This is a genomic window from Thermaurantiacus sp., from assembly GCF_053487655.1.
In genome coordinates this window covers 1-17,958 of the sequence record NZ_JBRCLD010000070.1, presented here as the reverse complement: position 1 = coordinate 17,958, position 17,958 = coordinate 1, and the positions used below count along the sequence as shown (strand labels likewise).

Genomic DNA, 17,958 nt, shown 5'->3' with positions numbered 1-17,958 from the left:
GGGGCGGAGGCGAAGCTCGGGCTGGTCATCGGCCGGCATTCTGCCAACCTGCTCCATGTAGGTGCGGAGCTGCTCCATGGTCACTTCCTGATCGTTCCAGTAGATGGTGTTGAGGAAGTCGATGTTCACCTGGTTGAAGGTTGGCTCGATGTTGGAGGGATTTGGGTTGGGCGGCGGGAGATCGAGCTTCACCGCGTGGGTCTGGATCGGGATGGTGATAATAAACATGATGAGGAGGACGAGCATGACGTCAATGAGGGGCGTTGTGTTCATGTCGCCCATCGGTGCGCCCTCGCCGGCGCCGCCACCCATCGAGATTGCCATAAACCCTCCTGACGCCGTAATCAGCCCGCGGGCGAACCTCTGGCGGGCTCGGAAATGAAGCCGATCTTCTGATAGCCGGCACGCTGCAGAGCGAAGATAGTACCGCCGACGCAGCGATACTCGGTGCCCGCATCCGCCCGGATATGCGCTTCGGGAAGCTCGATCTTGGCACCGCGTGCCTTCTGCTTCTCCACTTCAGCCAGAAGATAGGCGCCGCCGCGCTCGCGCAGCGCCTCAGGCCCTTCCAGCCGAGTCAAGCCCCAGTAGATGTCGCAGTTGGCGTCGACCGATAGCGGCACATTCTCAGGCTTGGTCGTTGTCGGCACGCTCGAGACCTTGGGCAGCTGGACAGGGACCACCTGGATGACGACCGGAACCGTGATGAGGAAGATGATGAGGAGAACGAGCATCACGTCGACGAGCGGCGTGGTGTTGATCTCCGCCATCATGGCGCCCTCTTCGGCTTCGGTCCCGACCGTCATGCCCATCGGTGTCTGCTCCTGCCTTGCCCCGCGCTACTTCTGGCCCCCGCGCTACTTCTTGGCCGTCGCGGCCGCCGCTGGCGTTGCGACTGTCGCCGCTGGCCGCTCAATGCGGGCGCCGGAGACGAGATAGCCGTGGACGTCAGCGGCGAAGGTATTGATCTTTTCCATCACCAGCTTGTTGCGGCCATTGAGATAGTTGTAGATGAGCACGGCAGGCACGGCGACGGCCAGGCCGAGTGCCGTCATGATGAGCGCCTCGCCCACTGGCCCTGCCACCTTGTCGATCGAGGCTTGCCCCGCGATCCCGATGTTGATGAGCGCTCGGTAGATCCCGACCACGGTGCCAAGAAGGCCAATGAAGGGTGCAGTCGCACCAGTTGAGGCAAGGAAGGCAAGACCCGACTGGAGACGCGAGCCGATGAGCCCGGCCGAGCGGTTCAACGTCATCGTCACCCACTCATGCTGGTCGATCTGATCGGTCAGCCGCCCCTCGTGATGGTCATAGGCCCTCAGACCATCGTCAGCGAGCTGGCGGAAGGCAGAGTCCTTGTCGAGCTTCGCAGCCCCATCCTTCAGAGTGGCAGCCGACCACACCTTCTTCTCCACTTCAACCGCCTCTTCCAGGAGCTTCTTCTGCTGCCACCACTTCGTGAAGAAGATATACCAAGTGATGATCGACATGAGAATGAGCACGGCAAAGAGGAACCATGCGATCGGCCCGCCCTGCTTCAGCGCCGGGATAAGGCCATAGGGACTTTCGCCCTCGACTGCCTCTGCTGCGATCGCCGCAGCCGGCATCAGGGCCAGCATCGCCACTGCGCTCGCCCGCGCGAGTCCCGCCGTAACGGCGCCCGCCATATCGTTCATCCGATCCCGTTCCATGTCTCAGTCCTCACGCTTGAAGGTTGCAAAACGTGGCAAGTTCCCCTGTCTTGCCTGACACTTCCTCAGCAGCCCTGCTCAACGACCCAGCGCACTCGCTGCACCATTGGCATCTCAACGGGCTGGCCATTTTCTTTCCCCGGATTGTAGCGCCAGCGCCGCAGCGCCACTTCACACGTGCGCTCATCAAGGCGCGGATAGTTGCTCGACTGGGCAACCTCGCAGCTTTTCACCCGCCCGTCCGTGCCAACCAACACTCGCACCGCAACAGCACCCTGTTCGCAAGCGCGCAGCGAGGCCGATGGATAATCCTCTGTGCCGACAGTGACCGTCCCGCCGCGCGCCGACGGACTGACTCGCTCCACCTTGGGCGGCGCTGGAGGTGGCGGCGGTGGCGGCGCTGGAGGCGCGACTGGCGCCGGCGGCGCAACGCGCACAGGTTCCGGAGCTGCGACCTGCGATTGGGTCGTAATCGTCGGCGGTGGGGGTGCGGACGTTTCGATGACCACGTCCGGAGGCGGGACATAGGGCGGAATGTCCTCAAGCTTCGGCGGTGGCGGCGGCGGTTCGTCGGGCGGCGGTGCCGCCTCCTCGATGTTGACGGTCTCAAGCGGGCCAGTGATGGACTTCACCACCCGGACGGCAAGACCTGAGACAAGGACATAGCCGAAAAAGACGTGAAGCAGGCCGACGATGATCCACGAGCGAAGACGATTCTTCCCCTCGTTCTCGGGCGCCAAGAAGGACATAGACGCTCGCCACTCCCCTCCACTTGGCAGGGCACCTGAAGGCGCCAAACCAGTCAAACCCGAAATGGCCGCAGCAGCGATGCCGCCCCCGACCGCTACAACCCCCTTCCCTGTCCGGGTCCGAACATAGGACGCAATACCACAACCCAGCGCCCGATGCGCCCGAATCAGATGCTGGTTCCTAGCTGTTTTCTCGCTGGCGATGCAACCGCCGGGAAGCAACGCACCTCGCCCCTTGTGCGCTGTGGCAGCGCAGGATAGCGGACCCGACATGCGCTGGCCGGTTGCTCTGTTGCTCGTTGCCCTCGGCGCGCCGGCCATGGCCCAGCCTGCGGTCGCACCGCCCGTTGCGCCGAGCTACACCGACCTTGCAGACCTGGTGCTGGCAAGCCCAGTCATCGTGCGGGCAACTGTTACGCGTGCGAAGCGGCTTTCCAGGCGGCTGGCACCCGACGTGCCCCAGGGGCAGGCGCGGCATCTCGTCGAGGCGCGGCTGGTCAGTCTCCTCAAAGGCGAGGGGCTGGTGCCGGCGGGCGCCGAATGGCTTTGGCAGGGGCCGGCTGGCGCGGCACCGACACGGGGTGTCGAGCTCCTCGCCTTCCTTGTGCCGGCCGAAGGTGGAAAGCCCGACATCCGGCCCTATCGGCTGGTCGCTGTCTCTGGCCAGCTGCGCCACAGCGACACCCTCGAGGCCCGGGTCCGGGCAATCCTTGCCGATGCCCATACGCGCGGCATTCCCCGGGTGACCGGGGTGCGCTCGGGCTTTCATGTGCCTGGCACGATCGCAGGCGAGTCCGAAAGCCAGTTCTTCCTTGCCGCGGCCAGCGGCGGGCCGTTCACGCTGGTGGTCCTGCGCCGACCAGGTGCCGCGCCTCTGGTCAAGGTCGCAACGAGCGACCTCATCGATGAGTCCGCAGCGCCCGTCACACCCGAGACGCTGTTGTGGCGCACTCTCGCCTGCGACCTGCCGGCAGCGCTTCCAGGCACGCTCGCCAGCGATCCGGGGCTCGCCCGGGACTGGATGGCAGCGCGCGCCGCAATCGGTGCGTGCGGGCGAACCTCCGCGAGGGGCTGAGACTCAGGCCGGCTGGCTCGAGAGCACGACGCCAACGGCGCCGGCATCGGGATAGACATCTGGTTTGCGTGTTGTGACCGTAAGGCCTGCCACGCCGGGCAATGCCGCAATCATTGCGAAGATTTCGCGCGCGAGCGTTTCTTGGAGATTGAATCGGCGTCCGGCGACGAGGGCATGGATCCCAGAGCGGATGATGTCATAGTCCCAGGCTGCGGCCTGGCTGTCCTCGGCCGGGAAGGCGGCAGGATCGAGCATGACGTCGACAGTCACGAGCAGGCGTTGGGGAACCCCAACCTCGAAATCATGGAAGCCGATGTCGACTTCCAGGGCGAGCTCCTCGAGCAGGATGCGGTGGGAAGCGAGCGCGACCACCTTAGCTTCCGTTCTGTGACACCATGTAGGCGACATCGCGGGGAAGGCCGAGGAAGCGCTGGCCGGAGTCAAGGGTGAGCGTTTCGCCCGTAACGCTTGGAGTCTCGAGGAGATAGCGGAGTGCCCCAGCAAGATGGGTGACCTCCACACCGAGGCGCAGCGGGTTCAAGACATGGGCGGCGGCGAAATTCTCCCGGCTTTGCGGGCCGGAGACAAGCGTGACCGCTGGCGCGATGGCATTGACCCGGATGCGCGGGGCAAGCGCGCGTGCCAAGAGCTCGGTAGCACCAGCGAGCGCCAGCTTGGAGATAGTGTAGCTGAAGAAATCGGCGTTGAGGCTAGAAAGCTTGGCATCCAGGAGGTTGACGATAAGGCCGCGGCGGCCTGCGGGCAGGCTTGCCGCCATGGCCCGGGCGAGGAGCACGGGCGCGCGGGTGTTGACGGCAAGATGCGTCTCCCACTCGTCGAGATCGAGACTGGCCAGCTGGTCCTCGACGAAGCGCGAGGCATTGTTGACGAGGATGGCAGGAGGCGCTGGCAGGGCTCCAAGGAGCAACTCGCCGACGTCGGGGGCAGCCAAGTCGGCAGCGACAACCAGCGGCTCTGGCGCTCCCGCTGCGGCAAGGCGGGCAGCGAGCGCATCCGCCTCCGTCCGGGAGCGGTGGCAGTGGATGGCGACCCGGAAGCCCTCCTGCGCCAGCGCCGTCACAAGCGCGGCACCGATCCGTTTCGCGCCGCCCGTGACAAGAGCAAGCGGTGGGTCTGCGCCCGAGACCAGGAATTCAGCAGGGATCGGCATGGCGAGGGGCGCATAGAGAGCCCACCGCCGAATGCAACCAAAACGCAGCAGGCCTGGCGCAAGAGGCCCGGGGTTCCGTTGCCGCAGCCGGGCACCTAAGGGGTGGGCGAGGATTGCCCGAATGATGACCACTCCTTCCACCACGCCTCTTCCCACCAGCCCGGAGCTCTTCGAGGAGCAGCTCACGCCAGCGCTGAGGTCTGTCGTTGGCTGGCTGGTCAAGGATACTGCAGAGGCGCTGACCCTGCTGGCGATTGCGGTCGGCCTTTTCCTTCTGTTCCTGGTGCTCCGGCGCGTCGTCCAGACGGTGGTGCGCCAAGCGGTTCCAGGCCCGCTGTGGCGCGAACAGCTGGCAGAGGCCGTGGGACGGACTCGGCTGTGGTTCCTGGTGCTGGCCAGTCTGCGGGTCGTCGCTGGGGCCGGACAGCCGCCGCAGGTTCTGACCAGCCTCATCACCTTCTTGTTCACGATCGCTGCAGTCATCCAGGTGGCGCTTTGGGTGCAAAGCCTCCTGATGGGTGTGCTCCGGGCCCGGTCAGAGCGGGCGGAGGATGACACCGCGCTCGCGCTCATGCGCGGTCTGCTCTCGGCAGCGGTCTGGATCATCGCCTTCCTGACCCTGCTTGCCAACCTCGGGGTGAACATCACCGGGCTCATCGCTGGTCTTGGTATCGGCGGCATCGCCATCGGCCTTGCCGCGCAAGGCGTGCTCTCCGACCTGTTCGCTGCCTTCTCAATCGTGTTCGACAAGCCGTTCAAAAGAGGCGATGCGATACTCTATGAGCCGGGCGCGATTGGCGTCGTCGAAGAAATCGGAGTCAAGTCGACCCGGATCCGTGCCCTTTCAGGCGAAATGGTCATCATGTCGAACGCCAAGCTGCTCTCGGCCACGGTCGCCAACTATGCGACCTTTGAACGGCGGCGGGTCCTCCTCCGGTTCGGCGTCACCTATGAAACACGGCCGGACCTCCTCGAAGCGATCCCGGCGATGGTGCAAACGGTCGTCGAGACCGTGCCCAAGGCCTCGTTCGACCGCTGTCATCTGGTCGGCTTCGGCACCTCCTCGCTCGAGTTCGAGCTGGTCTTCTTCATCGAGGACCCAGATTTTGCTGCCATGATGGATGCGCGGCAGGCGGTCATCCTTGGGATCTTGCGTGCGTTCGACGCCGCCGACATCGACATCGCCTACCCCGTGCAGGTCGAAATGCTGGCCGGGCCCGACGGCAAGATCATCGACCCGCGCGACACCGAAGTGCAACAGGTGAAATCGACGGCGCGGCGGAGCTGAGCTGTGCTTGCGCAGCCACTGCGGGGCGCCTAGGGCGGCGGCAAACAGCGGCTTTGGGGGATAAGAATGGGACGAGCGCTTACGCTCGATGAGTTCAAGGCAAAGGTGGGCGAGACCGTCGGCACGTCCGACTGGATCCTCGTCGACCAGGAGCGGATCGACAAGTTCGCCGACACGACCGGCGACCACCAGTTCATCCACGTGAACCCTGAGCTTGCAAAGCAGACCCCGTTCGGCACCACGATTGCGCACGGCTTTCTCACGCTGTCGCTCATGTCGCTCATGGGCTACCAGTGCATGCCCGTGATTGCGGGCGTGAAGATGGGCGTGAACTATGGCCTCAACCGCGTGCGGTTCTTGGCACCGGTCAAGTCGGGCAAGCGAATCCGGGGCCACTTTCACTTGGCCGACGTGACCGAACGGGCAGGCGGTGCCGTGCAATCAACCTATCAGGTAACCGTCGAGATTGAAGGCGAAGAGAAGCCGGCGTTGAGCGCCGAGTGGATCAGCCTCGTCTATCTTTGAGCTTGCGCAAGGGAGGGAAGGATGCGTGACGCCGTCATTGTCGCAACGGCGCGGACTCCGATCGGCAAGGCCCACCGCGGCGCCTTCAACGCGACCCTTGCGCCGACACTTGCGGCGCATGCGGTGAAGGCGGCAGTCGAGCGGGCCGGGCTTGCGGGGCCGGAGATCGACGATGTCGTCATGGGCTGCGTGCTGACCCAAGGCTCGGCTGCACCCAACATCGGCCGGCTTGCGTTGCTGAGAGCCGGACTGCCGGTGACGGTCTCAGGCCAGACGATCGACCGGCAATGCTCTTCAGGACTGATGGCGATTGCAACGGCCGCCAAACAGATCATCGTCGACGGGATGCAGATCGTGGTGGGGGCGGGGGTCGATTCGATCTCGACTGTGCAGAATGACCGGTTCCGAGTTGAGGGCGACCCGGAGCTGGTTGCGATTGTGCCCGACATCTACATGCCGATGATCGACACGGCCGAAGTGGTTGCTGAACGCTATAAGATCAGTCGCGACCGGCAGGATGAATATGCCCTGCTCTCGCAGCAGCGCACTGCAGCAGCGCAGCAGGCAGGCAGGTTTGATGCCGAAATCGTGCCCGTCACTGCGACCATGAAGATGGTCAACAAGGAGACGAAGGAGGTCTCTGAGCAAGTGGTGACCCTGACCAAAGACGAGGGCAACCGGCCAGAGACGACAATCGAGGGCTTGCGAGGCCTGCAGCCGGTGCGCGGGCCGGGCAAGACCATCACTGCTGGCAATGCCAGCCAGCTTTCCGACGGCGCCTCGGCCTCGGTGCTGATGGAAGCGGGCGAGGCGGCTCGTCGCAACCTTGCCCCGCTTGGCCGCTATGTCGGGATGGCCGTTGCTGGCCTTGCACCCGACGAGATGGGGATCGGGCCCATCCACGCGGTCCCAAAGCTCTTGCAGCAGCACGGCCTCAAGTTGGACGATATCGGCCTAGTCGAGCTCAACGAAGCGTTTGCAGTCCAGGTGCTCCACTGTGCCGACGTGCTGGGAATCCCCATGGAAAAGCTCAATGTGAACGGCGGTGCCATCTCGATCGGCCATCCGTTCGGCATGTCGGGCGCAAGGCTCGTCGGCCATGCGCTCATCGAGGGCAAGCGGCGCGGAGTGCGCTACGTGCTTGTTACCATGTGTGTTGGTGGCGGCATGGGCGCTGCCGGACTTTTCGAGGTGCTCTAGGCTGGACGGGGTTGGAACCCCAGTCGCGACATCTTACGTAAGAACCTCCGCTCCAGCCGAGGAGACAGGTCATGACGGGCAAGAACCAGGAGGACATCGAGATCAAGGTGGAGCCGGCCGCATCTGCGGCCGCCGACCGGGCCGAGGCGGCAGCTGAGGGCGCCGAAAACCTGATTCGCGATGTGACCGAGAAGGCGTCGCGCCGGTTCGAGGAGATCCGGAGCGAAGCTGCCCACTATGCCGAAAAGGCCGGCGACGCTGCGCGTGACGCGGCTGAGACTGGCAAGGGAAAAGCCGCCGACGCGCTGCACAAGGTGGCGGAGGTGGTTCGCAGCCTTGCTGGCAAGGCTGAAGGCGAGCAGGCGGAGACGGCTGCCACTTATGTGAGACGCGCAGCCGACAGCATGGACCGGTTGTCTGATGTGCTCAAAGACAAGTCGCTGGAGGAGCTTGGCAGCGATGTCCGTCAGTTCGTCCGTGACAAGCCGGCACTTGCCATCGGGGTTGCCGCTGTTCTCGGCTTTGCCCTTGCCCGCGCGCTGAAGTCGGGCGCGGATGATGGCCGCGAGGCCTGAGACCGGGCCGGGTGTCGGGCCGGCGCCTGAGACGCTTGCCGCGACCGCCCGGCGAGTGGTTGCGGATGCCTCGACTCTCATCCGTACCGAGGCGACGCTTGCCCGCCTCGAGACGGGAGCCAATGTCCGCGAGGCAAGTGGAGTGGCAGCGCGGGCACTTCTCGGCCTGTTCCTTTCCGGGCTTGGGCTCCTCTTCTTGCTTCTGGGCGGGCTGGTGGCTCTGGCGGGTGTGATCGGCTGGCTTGCCGCATTGCTTGGAACAGCAGCCGCGCTCGGCGTTGCCGGCGGACTACTGCTGGTTGCAGCGCGGCGCGGCGCCGGCCAGCTGAGCCTGCTCCCCGAGCGGGCGCTGGGCCGGATCGCGGCGGACCTGCGGACGCTCTCGGCACGACTTCATCCTGGCGACAGCGGGGCCCGCTCAGGAGACCGGGGATGACTCGGATGGCAGAACTGGAAGCCGAGGCGGCAAGGGCTCGTGCTGCAATCGCCGACGGCATTGCCGACCTTTCAAAACGTCTCGAGCCGCGGCATCTTTTGGCCGACGCGACATCGCGTGCGCGCCACGCAGTCAAGGATGCGGTCAGCAGCGAAGTGGCGAATTTGGTGGCCGAAGGCCGGGAATTCGTGCGCGCCCATGCGCTGGCGCTTGCCGCTGGCGCCACCATTCTTGGCGTTTTGGCCGCGCTTGGGATAGGCGCGCGCAAGCGCGTGGTGCCGCTCTACCGCGCCTATGAGATGGAGGAGCCCCTTATGCCGGACGAAAGCCAGGATCCCCGCCGCTGGGACCGCGTGCGCGAAACGGCCGAAGAGCTCGGCCAGAAGGCGGGCGAGACCTATTACCACGCCCGCTCGCGGGCTGCCCAGCTTTCGGCGGAGGCGCGCAATCGCGCGGCCTATGCCGCTGACGCGGCCGAGGATGCCGCCCGCGATGTCGCCGAATGGACGGCGCGACAGCACAAGGCGCATCCGATCTCGTCCGTCATCATCGGCTTTGCACTCGGCGCGATTCTCGCAGCCCTGTTGCCGAAAGGCGGGGGCAAGGCCTGACCTGCTCCAGAGAAGGACATGCTCCGACCGCTCGTTGCCATGCTCGTTGCCGCGCTTGCGCCCGGAATTCCGACGCGCGCGGAGACGGCGACAGCTGCGCAACAAGCTGAGGCCGCGCGCTTCATCGAGCAGCTCGCCAAGGAAGCCTTTGCCGTGCTGCGCGACTCGTCGATCAGCCGCTCGGAAGCGAAGGTCAGATTTCGCTCTCTGCTGCGCGATAATTTTGCCATCGAGCAGACGGGGATGCGGATCATCCGCAAGCATCGCGCCGGGCTCACGCCAGCCCAGCTCGAAGCCTATCGCAAGGCGTTGCCCGACTATGTGGTCAATACCTACGCGGACCGGCTCTATGATTTCGGCAATGCGAAGCTCGTGGTCGTGCGACAGGTGGCGCGCGGAAGCCGCGGCGATGTCGATGTCTATGCCCGCGTAACCGACCCCAAGGGCGGCCGGCCGTTTGAGACCATCTGGGCGACCTCCCGGGCCTCAGGCCGCTGGCTTGTGACCAACCTGACCGTGAATGGTGTGAATATCGCCCTCACGCAAGAAGCGGATTTCGATTCCTACATCCAGCGGAACGGCTTCGATGCGCTCGTGGACTTCATGAAGAAGTCGGGCTAGCGGGCCAGCCATGCCCGGGGTTGATCTCAGTCGCGCTGCCTTTGTTCACCCTTCTGCCCATGTTTACGGCGAAGTGACAGCACACGAAGGCGCCTCCATCTGGATCAATGCCGCAATCCGCGCCGAGGCCGCGCATGTCGAGATCGGGCCGTTCACGAACATCCAGGATTTCGTGATGATTCACACCGACCCAGGTCGTCCCGTCATCATCGGAAGCCATTGTTCCATTACCCATCACGCCACCATCCATGGCTCGACCATCGGCAACAATGTGCTCATCGGAATCAACGCCACCATCTATGGCGGCAGCCACATTGGCGACAACTCGATCGTGGGCCAGCATGCCTATGTGAAGGATGGCACGATTGTGCCGCCCAATTCGATCGTGGTGGGGAGCCCGGCGAAGGTCATCCGCATGGCGAACAACTGGGTAGCGAACCGGATGAACGCCCTCTTCTACTACCGCAATGCGCTGGCCTATGCCCGCGGCGACCACCGTGCCTGGGAAGGACCAGAATTTGAGGACTGGATGCGCGACACGCTGGCAAGACTGACGGCTGAGTTCGCCCAGCTGGGAGAGGCGGCATGAGCCGGCTCCACCTTGTGTTCGGCGGACGCGTTAGGGACCCGATGGGACTCGACTTCATCGAGCCCGAGAAGCTCCATGTGGTGGGCATTTTCCCCGACTATGCCTCGGCCGAGAAGGCATGGCGCGCGGAGGCCCAGCGGACGGTCGATGACGCTGAGATGAAATATGTGGTCGTGCACCTGCATCGCCTGCTCGAGCCCGAACAGCTGAAGCGAGGCGGCTGAAGGATCAGCCGCGAAGGTCGCGCGCGTCGCGACTCCAGACCCAGGGCAGGCCGAACAGGAGCCCAGCAAGAAAACCCCCAATATGGGCCCATATGGCAATTCCGGGGCCGCCTGGCGTGTTGAAGGCAACAGCGACGAGCAGCTGGAGGCCAATGAAGAGCGCAGCATAGCGCAAGGCCCGGACCAGCTCGCCCGAGAGACGAAGCCCAAGGAGGGTGGCAGGCTCTTCGCCGACTCGGGCGTAAAGCAGGGCATAGGTGCCGAATACGGCCGAAACGCCGCCCGACGCCCCGACGACCGGGATGAGGGACGTGGGGCTGGAAATGACCTGGACGAGGCCTCCGACTACGCCACCGAGCAGGAACAGCAGAAGGAGCCGAAGCGGCCCGATCAGCCATTCGCAGTGCCGGCCGACCCAGGCGAGGAAGACCATGTTCATGAAGAGGTGAACAAAGCCACTATGCAGGAACATGTGGCTCACAAGCGTCGCGAGGGGCGAAAGCGCGCCAGGTGCCACCACATGGCCGGTCAGGCGCGCCGGGACCAGCCCGGCCGCAAAAGCGAGCGCATCTTGTGCCTCTGGGCCCATGAGCCAGACGATGACCTGGCCCAGCATGCACACCAGCACGAGCGCACTGGTGGCCCGGGCGGCAGGGGGCTTCCAGGGCCGCACGCTGCTGGCTCCTGCCCGCCCTAGAGGAAGCGGACCCGCTCGATTACGTAGCTGCGGTCGCCAGACGGCGTGACCACTTCCACTTCCTCATCCACGCGACGGCCGATGAGGGCACGGCCGAGGGGGGAATTGTAGCTGATCCGGCCGCGCTTGGCATCGGCCTCGGTCTCGCCGACGATCTGATAGGTGATCTTGCGGTCCTCCTCGTCGAGGAGGTCGACCGTCGCGCCGAAGACGACCCGGTCGCCCGACAGCGTCGTCGGGTCGATCACATGGGCACGGGCGAGCTTGTCCTCGATCTCGGCAATCTGTGCTTCAATCTGACCCTGCCGCTCCTTGGCAGCATGATATTCCGCATTTTCCGAAAGGTCGCCGTGGGCGCGCGCTTCCTCGATCGCCTCGACATTCTCGGGGCGCTCGACTTCCTTCAGCTGCTTCAACTGCCGTTGCAGCGCGGCATAACCTTCCGCGAGCATTGGGATCTTCTCGATCGTTGCCATGTCCGTTCCTTGTTCCGGCCACGCCCTTGCGACCTGCCACGCCGGCGGCGTCCGGCGAAAATGCCGGCCCTTGGGGTGCGTATGTCCGGGGTGGTCGTCCTCTCTGGACCTATGAGTGTAGGGCTGACAGCGGTTCTCCGCAAGGGCGCAAGAAGCAGGGCCGCCTCAGCCGTCGAGGGTGGCGTGCAGCGCCTGGAGTGACGCGACTTCGGGCTCGCGGGCGCGGATGGCGGCGATCGCCTCGACCGAGGCGAGGCTGGCGGCAGCCGTCGTGTAGATGGGAACGCGGGAAGCCCAGGCGGCGGCACGGATGGCCTCGCTGTCCTTCAATGACTGGGCGCCCTCGGTTGTGTTGAAGACAAGCGCCACCCGCCGGTCGAGAATGCGATCGACAATATGCGGCCGCCCTTCGAGCACCTTGTTGACGACCTCGACCTCGAGACCTTCGGCAGCAAGGAAGGCGGCCGTGCCGCGGGTTGCAACGACATGGAAGCCCATGCCGAGGAGATCGCGCACGGCAGGAAGGATGAGCGGCTTGTCCCGGTCCTTGACCGAGACGAAGACACTCCCCTCCACTGGGAGGACGATTCCGGCGGCAAGCTGGCTTTTCCAGAAGGCCATGGCGAAATCAGCATCGACACCCATCACTTCGCCAGTCGATTTCATCTCGGGGCTAAGCACTGGGTCAGCGCCGGGGAACCGGGCGAAGGGGAAAACCGCTTCTTTGACCGACGTGTAGCTCGGCGTGCGGGCGGGCAGCGCCAAATCGGCAATCCGCGCGCCCGCCATGACCCGGGCTGCGAGTCCAGCAAATGGAATGCCCATCGCCTTGGCTACGAAGGGGACGGTGCGGCTGGCACGCGGGTTGACCTCGATGAGATAGACTTGACCGTCCTTTACTGCGAACTGGACGTTCATGAGCCCGCGCACGGCAAGCGCGCGCGCAAGCGCTTCGGTCTGGCGACGGATCTCGGCGATGGTGGCAGGTGGCAGGCTGTGCGGGGGGATGGTGCAGGCGCTATCGCCGGAATGGACTCCGGCTTCCTCGATGTGCTGCATGACACCAGCGATGTGCACCGTCTCGCCATCGGCCAGTGCATCGACATCGACTTCGACCGCATCTCGCAGATAGCGGTCGATGAGGACCGGGGCCTCGCCCGAGACCCGCACCGCAGTCTCGATGTAGGCCTCCAGCTGGGTTGTCGACTCAACAACCTCCATCGCCCGTCCACCAAGCACATAGGAGGGGCGCATGAGGACCGGGTAGCCGATCCGGGTGGCGACTTCGGCCGCCTCAGCAACGGAGCGGGCGATGCCGCCCGCGGGCTGTTTCAGGCCTAGCCGGTCGACAAGAGCCGCGAAGCGCTCGCGGTCCTCGGCAAGGTCGATCGAGTCGACCGGCGTGCCAAGGATGGGAATGCCGGCGGCCTCCAGCGCATGGGCGAGCTTCAACGGCGTCTGTCCGCCGAGTTGCACAATGACGCCATGGAGCGCCCCCCTTTGCTGCTCGGCATGGAGGATTTCCAGCACATCCTCAGCTGTCAGTGGCTCGAAATAGAGGCGGTCGGACGTATCATAGTCGGTCGAGACCGTCTCGGGATTGCAGTTGACCATGATGGTCTCAAAGCCGGCCTCGCTGAGCGCAAAGCAGGCATGGCAGCAGCAATAGTCGAACTCGATCCCTTGGCCGATGCGGTTCGGGCCGCCACCCAAGATTATGATCTTGCGCCGGTCTGAGGGCTCGGCCTCGCACACGCTCCCCGCATAGGTCGAATACATGTAGGGGGTTGCAGCATCGAACTCGGCAGCGCAGGTGTCGATGCGCTTGAAGACCGGCCGGACGCCAAGCGCGTGGCGATGACGGCGGACCTCGGCTTCGCTAGTCTTGGCAAGTGCAGCAAGGCGCGCGTCCGCAAAGCCCATGGCCTTCAAGCGGCGCAGGCCGGCAGCATCGGCCGGAAGGCCCTGGGCTCGCACTTCCTCTTCGGCAGCGACCAGTTCGGCCAGCCGGTCGACGAACCAGGGATCATAGGCCGAGACTCGCACCACTTCGGATGGCGGAATGCCCACTCGGAGCGCCTGCGCTGCAACCAGCAGACGATCGGGCGTGCGGGTGGCGAGCGCTGCCAGGATCTCGCCCTTGCCGGCACCGTCCAGATGCTCGGGCGAGTCGAGGCCAGCCAAGCCGGTCTCAAGGCCGCGAAGTGCTTTCTGGAGCGATTCGGCGAAGCTGCGGCCGATGGCCATCACTTCGCCGACTGACTTCATCGAAGTGCCGAGGGTCGCATCAGCTCCGCGGAACTTCTCGAAGGCAAAGCGGGGGATCTTGGTGACGACATAATCGATGGTGGGCTCGAAGCTCGCTGGCGTGGCGCCACCAGTGATAGCGTTGGGGATCTCATCAAGCGTATAGCCGACCGCGAGCAGGGCTGCGACCTTGGCGATGGGAAAGCCGGTCGCCTTGGAGGCGAGTGCCGAGGAGCGCGACACGCGCGGGTTCATCTCAATGACGACAAGGCGCCCGTCGGCCGGGTTGACGGCGAACTGGACATTGGAGCCGCCGGTCTCCACCCCGATTTCGCGCAAGACTGCAATCGAGGCGTTGCGCATCCGCTGATATTCTTTGTCGGTGAGCGTGAGCGCGGGTGCGACGGTGATCGAGTCGCCAGTGTGGGTGCCCATCGAGTCCACATTCTCGATGGAGCAGACGATGATGGCGTTGTCGGCGCGATCGCGCACGACTTCCATTTCATATTCCTTCCACCCCAGGACCGATTCCTCAATGAGGACTTCGTGGCTGGGGCTCGCATCAAGGCCGCCGAGGACAATCCTCTGGAACTCGTCGCGGTTGTAGGCGATGCCGCCGCCGGTGCCGCCAAGCGTGAAGCTCGGGCGGATGATGGCGGGAAGACCGACAAGGTCGAGCGCGGCGAATGCGTCCTCGAGGCTGTGAGCGAGCGCCGAGCGCGGGGACTCAAGGCCGATCGCGTCCATGGCTTCGCGGAACTTGAGCCTGTCCTCGGCCTTCTCGATCGCCTGGGCGTTGGCGCCGATGAGCTCGACACCGAAGCGGTCGAGCGTGCCATCCCGGTGAAGCGCGAGCGCGGTGTTGAGCGCAGTCTGGCCGCCCATGGTGGGAAGCAGTGCATCCGGCCGCTCGGCTTCAATGACCTTGGCGACCATTTCCGGCGTGATGGGCTCGATATAGGTCGCATCCGCGAGATCGGGGTCGGTCATGATGGTGGCGGGGTTGGAATTCACCAGGATGATGCGATAGCCCTCGGCTTTCAGCGCCTTGACGGCCTGGGTGCCCGAATAGTCGAACTCGCAGGCCTGGCCGATGACAATGGGCCCAGCACCGATGACGAGGATGGAGCGGAGGTCGGTGCGGGCAGGCATCAGCTGGCGTCGAGCAGCGAAACGAAGCGCTGGAACAGGTGGAAGCTGTCTTGCGGGCCGGGGCTGGCTTCCGGGTGGTGCTGGACCGAGAAGGCAGGGCGGTCGGTGAGTTCAAGGCCGCAGTTGGAGCCATCGAACAGGCTGATGTGGGTTTCGCGCGCGGTGGGCGGCAGGGTTGCCGCGTCCACGGCGAAGCCATGGTTCATGCTCGTGATCTCGACCTTGCCGTCGGCGAGCCGCCGGACCGGGTGGTTGGCCCCGCGATGGCCCTGGTGCATCTTGATGGTCTTGGCGCCGAGAGCGATCCCCAGCATCTGGTGGCCAAGGCAGATACCGAACAGGGGCTTCCGGGTCTCAAGCCAGGCCTGGATGAGGGGGACAGCGTAGGCCCCCGTCGCGGCCGGGTCGCCGGGGCCGTTCGAGAGGAAGAGGCCGTCGGGCGCGTGCGCCATCACCTCGTCGAAGGTGGTGGTTGCCGGCACCACCGTCACGCGCGCGCCAGCGCCGGAGAGCTGACGCAGGATGGCCCGCTTGATGCCATAGTCGATGGCAACGACATGCGGTGCATCGGCGGGGAGATGAAGCTGGGGATAGCCATGGCCCGGCAGCCACGGGCCTTCGTCCCAGTGGTAGCTCTGACGGGTGGTCACTTCGCCTGCAAGATCGAGCCCTTCAAGACCTGACCAGGCCCGGGCCCTCTCGACCAGCGACTCCACGTCGAAGACTCCGTCACGGCGGTGGGCGATGACGGCGTTGGGCGCACCGGTTGCGCGGATGCGGCGCGTAAGCGCGCGGGTATCGATGCCCGCAACCCCGATCCGGCCCCGGCGGGCGAGCCAGTCGTCGAAGCGGCCGGCGCTGCGGAAATTGGACGGCGCAGTGACGGGGTGGGCGATGACACAGCCGACCGCGTGGGGCTCGGGAGCTTCCACATCCTCGGCGTTGGCACCGACATTGCCGATGTGGGGGAAGGTGAAGACGATGATTTGCGCAGCATAAGAGGGGTCAGTCATCACTTCCTGGTAGCCCGTCATCGCCGTGTTGAAGCAGAGTTCGCCGACCCCTTCCCCATCGGCGCCAAAACCCTCGCCCCAAAACAGCGTGCCATCGGCAAGCGCCACAAGTCCGGTCGCGCCGGGGGGCTGGCGCGCGGACATGGGGTCGGCCATCGGGGCTCCTTGGGCGGTGCGGCTTGTGAGGCTGAGGCGCTTCGTTAGGGTCCGGTCTGGACCGCGTCAACCGCCCTCTGGCAGGAACGCGCGCATGATTCGCAGCCGCATCAGCGAAGCGCTCACAGCAGCCATGAAGGCGCGCGATTTGGACCGAGTCGCGGCCCTCCGGCTGGTTCAGGCCGCGCTCAAGAACCGGGATATCGAGGCGCGGACGGGAAACACGCCCGGCGACGACGACCGACTCGTCGTTGAGGTGCTGCAGAAGATGGCAAAGCAGCGGCGCGAATCGATCGAAATGTACGAGAAGGGCGGCCGCGACGATCTTGCCGCGCGCGAGCGGTTCGAGCTAGGTGTCATCGAGGCATTTCTGCCGGCCCAGCTCGACGAGGCCGAGGCGCGCGATGCGATCGCGGCGATTGCCGCGCGGATCGGCGCGACCGGCATCAAGGACATGGGCGCGCTGATGGCGGCGGTGAAGGCGGAGCTTTCCGGCCGGGTCGACATGGGGCGCGCAAGCCGGCTGGCAAAGGCCGTTCTGGAGGCCTAGGGCGACCCCCGTCCAAGCGGGGGCGCAAGAAGGGAATGACATGGCCGGGATGAAGCAGTGGATGGATGCGTGGACCACCCGGACGCTCAGCTATCTTCACCGCCGATTCCTCGTCGACGACCGCCGCCAGTGGCCGATGCGGCGGGTCTATGAGCGGGCGGCGGAAAGCTCGGCGAGCTTCATCGAGTCGAACATCGACGACGCGGTCCTTTTCGACCACCGGATCGACTATTGGGCCTGGCTCAGCGGGCGGCTGCCGAAGCGTGGTTTGCTGATGGAATGCGGGGTGTTCGAGGGCAAGTCGATCAACTTCATCGCCGACCGGCTGCGCGCGGCGGGCGACCTTCGCCTCATCCACGGGTTCGACAGCTTCGAGGGGCTCGAGGAGGACTGGTCGGGCGAAGCGCTGCCGGCGGGCTATTTCGACCAGGGCGGCAGGCTTCCCCCCGTCAGGGACAATGTCCGGCTCTACAAGGGCTGGGTGCAGGACACGGTGCAGCCGTTCCTCGACCAGCACCCCGGCGAGCCGCTGGCGCTGCTCCACATCGACACCGACACCTACAGCCCGGCGCGCTATCTCCTCGACACGCTGGCGCCCCGGCTGGTGTCGGGCTCGATCATCGCCTTCGACGAGCTGATCGGCTACCCGAACTGGCCGGCGCACGAGGCGAAGGCGCTCGCCGAGGCGCTGCCGCGCGAGCGCTACCGGTTCATTGCCTTCACCAGCCGGCAGGCGGCGATTCGCATCCTGTGATGGCCGGCCGGGCCATGCTCCGCTAGGATGCGGCGATGGCGCTTGGCGAAGCCTTTCTCGACGAGCTGAAGGCCCGGATCTCGCTCCCCGAGCTCATCGGGCGGCGGGTGCGGCTGGTCCGTTCGGGCCGCGAGCTGAAGGGCTGCTGCCCATTCCAC

23 protein-coding genes are annotated in these 17,958 nt (G+C 65.3%); 13 read left to right on the top strand and 10 right to left on the bottom strand.

Going from position 1 to position 17,958, the window contains the following annotated elements; translation table 11 throughout:
* The 4 genes from ACWIQA_RS07345 to ACWIQA_RS07330 form a co-directional block, all read right to left on the bottom strand.
* Nucleotides 1-324 (bottom strand): ExbD/TolR family protein (locus ACWIQA_RS07345; protein WP_448582417.1); only part of this gene is annotated, 324 nt, incomplete at its 3' end.
* Nucleotides 325-344: 20 nt separating this feature from the next.
* On the bottom strand, nt 345-812 hold the full coding sequence (locus ACWIQA_RS07340) for an ExbD/TolR family protein (RefSeq protein ID WP_448582416.1): 468 nt from the start codon (nt 810-812) through the stop codon (nt 345-347).
* Nucleotides 813-857: 45 nt separating this feature from the next.
* Nucleotides 858-1,619: a MotA/TolQ/ExbB proton channel family protein gene (locus ACWIQA_RS07335; RefSeq protein ID WP_448582419.1), complete on the bottom strand. Its 762-nt coding sequence runs from the start codon at nt 1,617-1,619 to the stop codon at nt 858-860.
* Nucleotides 1,620-1,756: 137 nt separating this feature from the next.
* On the bottom strand, nt 1,757-2,440 hold the full coding sequence (locus tag ACWIQA_RS07330; protein WP_448582415.1) for an energy transducer TonB: 684 nt from the start codon (nt 2,438-2,440) through the stop codon (nt 1,757-1,759).
* A gap of 271 nt (nt 2,441-2,711) precedes the next feature.
* Between ACWIQA_RS07330 and ACWIQA_RS07325 the strand changes: the two genes are divergently transcribed.
* Nucleotides 2,712-3,515: a hypothetical protein gene (locus ACWIQA_RS07325; protein ID WP_448582414.1), complete on the top strand. Its 804-nt coding sequence runs from the start codon at nt 2,712-2,714 to the stop codon at nt 3,513-3,515.
* Between the two features lie 3 nt (nt 3,516-3,518).
* On the opposite strand, the gene ACWIQA_RS07320 is transcribed toward ACWIQA_RS07325, so the two are convergent.
* A complete protein-coding gene (locus ACWIQA_RS07320; protein ID WP_448582413.1) occupies nt 3,519-3,887 on the bottom strand; it encodes a dihydroneopterin aldolase in 369 nt (122 codons plus the stop codon).
* Between the two features lies 1 nt (nt 3,888).
* A complete protein-coding gene (locus ACWIQA_RS07315) occupies nt 3,889-4,686 on the bottom strand; it encodes an SDR family NAD(P)-dependent oxidoreductase (protein WP_448582412.1) in 798 nt (265 codons plus the stop codon).
* A 121-nt stretch (nt 4,687-4,807) separates the two neighbouring features.
* Here ACWIQA_RS07315 and ACWIQA_RS07310 point away from each other — a divergent pair, with 121 nt between their 5' ends.
* The 9 genes from ACWIQA_RS07310 (at nt 4,808) to ACWIQA_RS07270 (ending at nt 10,755) form a co-directional block, all read left to right on the top strand.
* Nucleotides 4,808-5,974, top strand: coding sequence for a mechanosensitive ion channel family protein (locus tag ACWIQA_RS07310; RefSeq protein ID WP_448582411.1), 1,167 nt, complete (start codon nt 4,808-4,810; stop codon nt 5,972-5,974).
* Between the two features lie 66 nt (nt 5,975-6,040).
* Nucleotides 6,041-6,499 carry a MaoC family dehydratase gene (locus ACWIQA_RS07305; protein WP_448582410.1) on the top strand — a complete coding sequence of 153 codons (459 nt, stop codon included), beginning with the start codon at nt 6,041-6,043 and terminating at the stop codon, nt 6,497-6,499.
* A 21-nt stretch (nt 6,500-6,520) separates the two neighbouring features.
* Nucleotides 6,521-7,699, top strand: a complete 1,179-nt coding sequence (locus tag ACWIQA_RS07300) for an acetyl-CoA C-acyltransferase (protein WP_448582409.1) — start codon at nt 6,521-6,523, stop codon at nt 7,697-7,699.
* Nucleotides 7,700-7,770: 71 nt separating this feature from the next.
* Nucleotides 7,771-8,274, top strand: a complete 504-nt coding sequence (locus ACWIQA_RS07295; RefSeq protein ID WP_448582408.1) for a hypothetical protein — start codon at nt 7,771-7,773, stop codon at nt 8,272-8,274.
* Complete coding sequence (locus tag ACWIQA_RS07290) at nt 8,258-8,710, top strand: phage holin family protein (protein ID WP_448582407.1); 453 nt, start codon at nt 8,258-8,260, stop codon at nt 8,708-8,710. The genes ACWIQA_RS07295 and ACWIQA_RS07290 overlap by 17 nt, the downstream gene beginning before the upstream one ends.
* Nucleotides 8,707-9,321 (top strand): hypothetical protein, encoded by a 615-nt coding sequence (locus tag ACWIQA_RS07285; protein ID WP_448582406.1) that lies wholly within the window; start codon nt 8,707-8,709, stop codon nt 9,319-9,321. Before ACWIQA_RS07290 ends, ACWIQA_RS07285 begins: the two co-directional genes overlap by 4 nt.
* An 18-nt stretch (nt 9,322-9,339) precedes the next feature.
* On the top strand, nt 9,340-9,942 hold the full coding sequence (locus ACWIQA_RS07280; RefSeq protein WP_448582405.1) for an MlaC/ttg2D family ABC transporter substrate-binding protein: 603 nt from the start codon (nt 9,340-9,342) through the stop codon (nt 9,940-9,942).
* 10 nt (nt 9,943-9,952) lie between these two features.
* Nucleotides 9,953-10,531 (top strand): gamma carbonic anhydrase family protein, encoded by a 579-nt coding sequence (locus tag ACWIQA_RS07275; protein WP_448582404.1) that lies wholly within the window; start codon nt 9,953-9,955, stop codon nt 10,529-10,531.
* Entirely contained in the window at nt 10,528-10,755 is a 228-nt protein-coding gene (locus ACWIQA_RS07270; protein WP_448582403.1) for a DUF4170 domain-containing protein, read from the top strand. The genes ACWIQA_RS07275 and ACWIQA_RS07270 overlap by 4 nt, the downstream gene beginning before the upstream one ends.
* A gap of 4 nt (nt 10,756-10,759) precedes the next feature.
* Here ACWIQA_RS07270 and ACWIQA_RS07265 read toward each other — a convergent pair whose 3' ends face one another.
* The 4 genes from ACWIQA_RS07265 to carA all read right to left on the bottom strand — a co-directional run bounded on the left by ACWIQA_RS07265 (nt 10,760) and on the right by carA (nt 16,496).
* Entirely contained in the window at nt 10,760-11,428 is a 669-nt protein-coding gene (locus ACWIQA_RS07265) for a rhomboid family intramembrane serine protease (RefSeq protein ID WP_448582402.1), read from the bottom strand.
* A 20-nt stretch (nt 11,429-11,448) separates the two neighbouring features.
* Entirely contained in the window at nt 11,449-11,928 is a 480-nt protein-coding gene (gene greA, locus ACWIQA_RS07260) for a transcription elongation factor GreA (protein ID WP_448582401.1), read from the bottom strand.
* 165 nt (nt 11,929-12,093) lie between these two features.
* Nucleotides 12,094-15,327 (bottom strand): carbamoyl-phosphate synthase large subunit, encoded by a 3,234-nt coding sequence (gene carB / locus ACWIQA_RS07255; RefSeq protein WP_448582400.1) that lies wholly within the window; start codon nt 15,325-15,327, stop codon nt 12,094-12,096.
* On the bottom strand, nt 15,327-16,496 hold the full coding sequence (carA, locus tag ACWIQA_RS07250; protein WP_448582399.1) for a glutamine-hydrolyzing carbamoyl-phosphate synthase small subunit: 1,170 nt from the start codon (nt 16,494-16,496) through the stop codon (nt 15,327-15,329). The genes carB and carA overlap by 1 nt, the downstream gene beginning before the upstream one ends.
* Nucleotides 16,497-16,590: 94 nt before the next feature.
* Between carA and ACWIQA_RS07245 the strand changes: the two genes are divergently transcribed.
* The 3 genes from ACWIQA_RS07245 to ACWIQA_RS07235 all read left to right on the top strand — a co-directional run.
* Nucleotides 16,591-17,046, top strand: a complete 456-nt coding sequence (locus ACWIQA_RS07245; protein ID WP_448582398.1) for a GatB/YqeY domain-containing protein — start codon at nt 16,591-16,593, stop codon at nt 17,044-17,046.
* A gap of 40 nt (nt 17,047-17,086) precedes the next feature.
* Nucleotides 17,087-17,800, top strand: a complete 714-nt coding sequence (locus ACWIQA_RS07240) for a class I SAM-dependent methyltransferase (RefSeq protein WP_448582397.1) — start codon at nt 17,087-17,089, stop codon at nt 17,798-17,800.
* Between the two features lie 35 nt (nt 17,801-17,835).
* On the top strand, nt 17,836-17,958 hold a 123-nt coding region (locus tag ACWIQA_RS07235; protein ID WP_448582418.1), incomplete at its 3' end, for a CHC2 zinc finger domain-containing protein.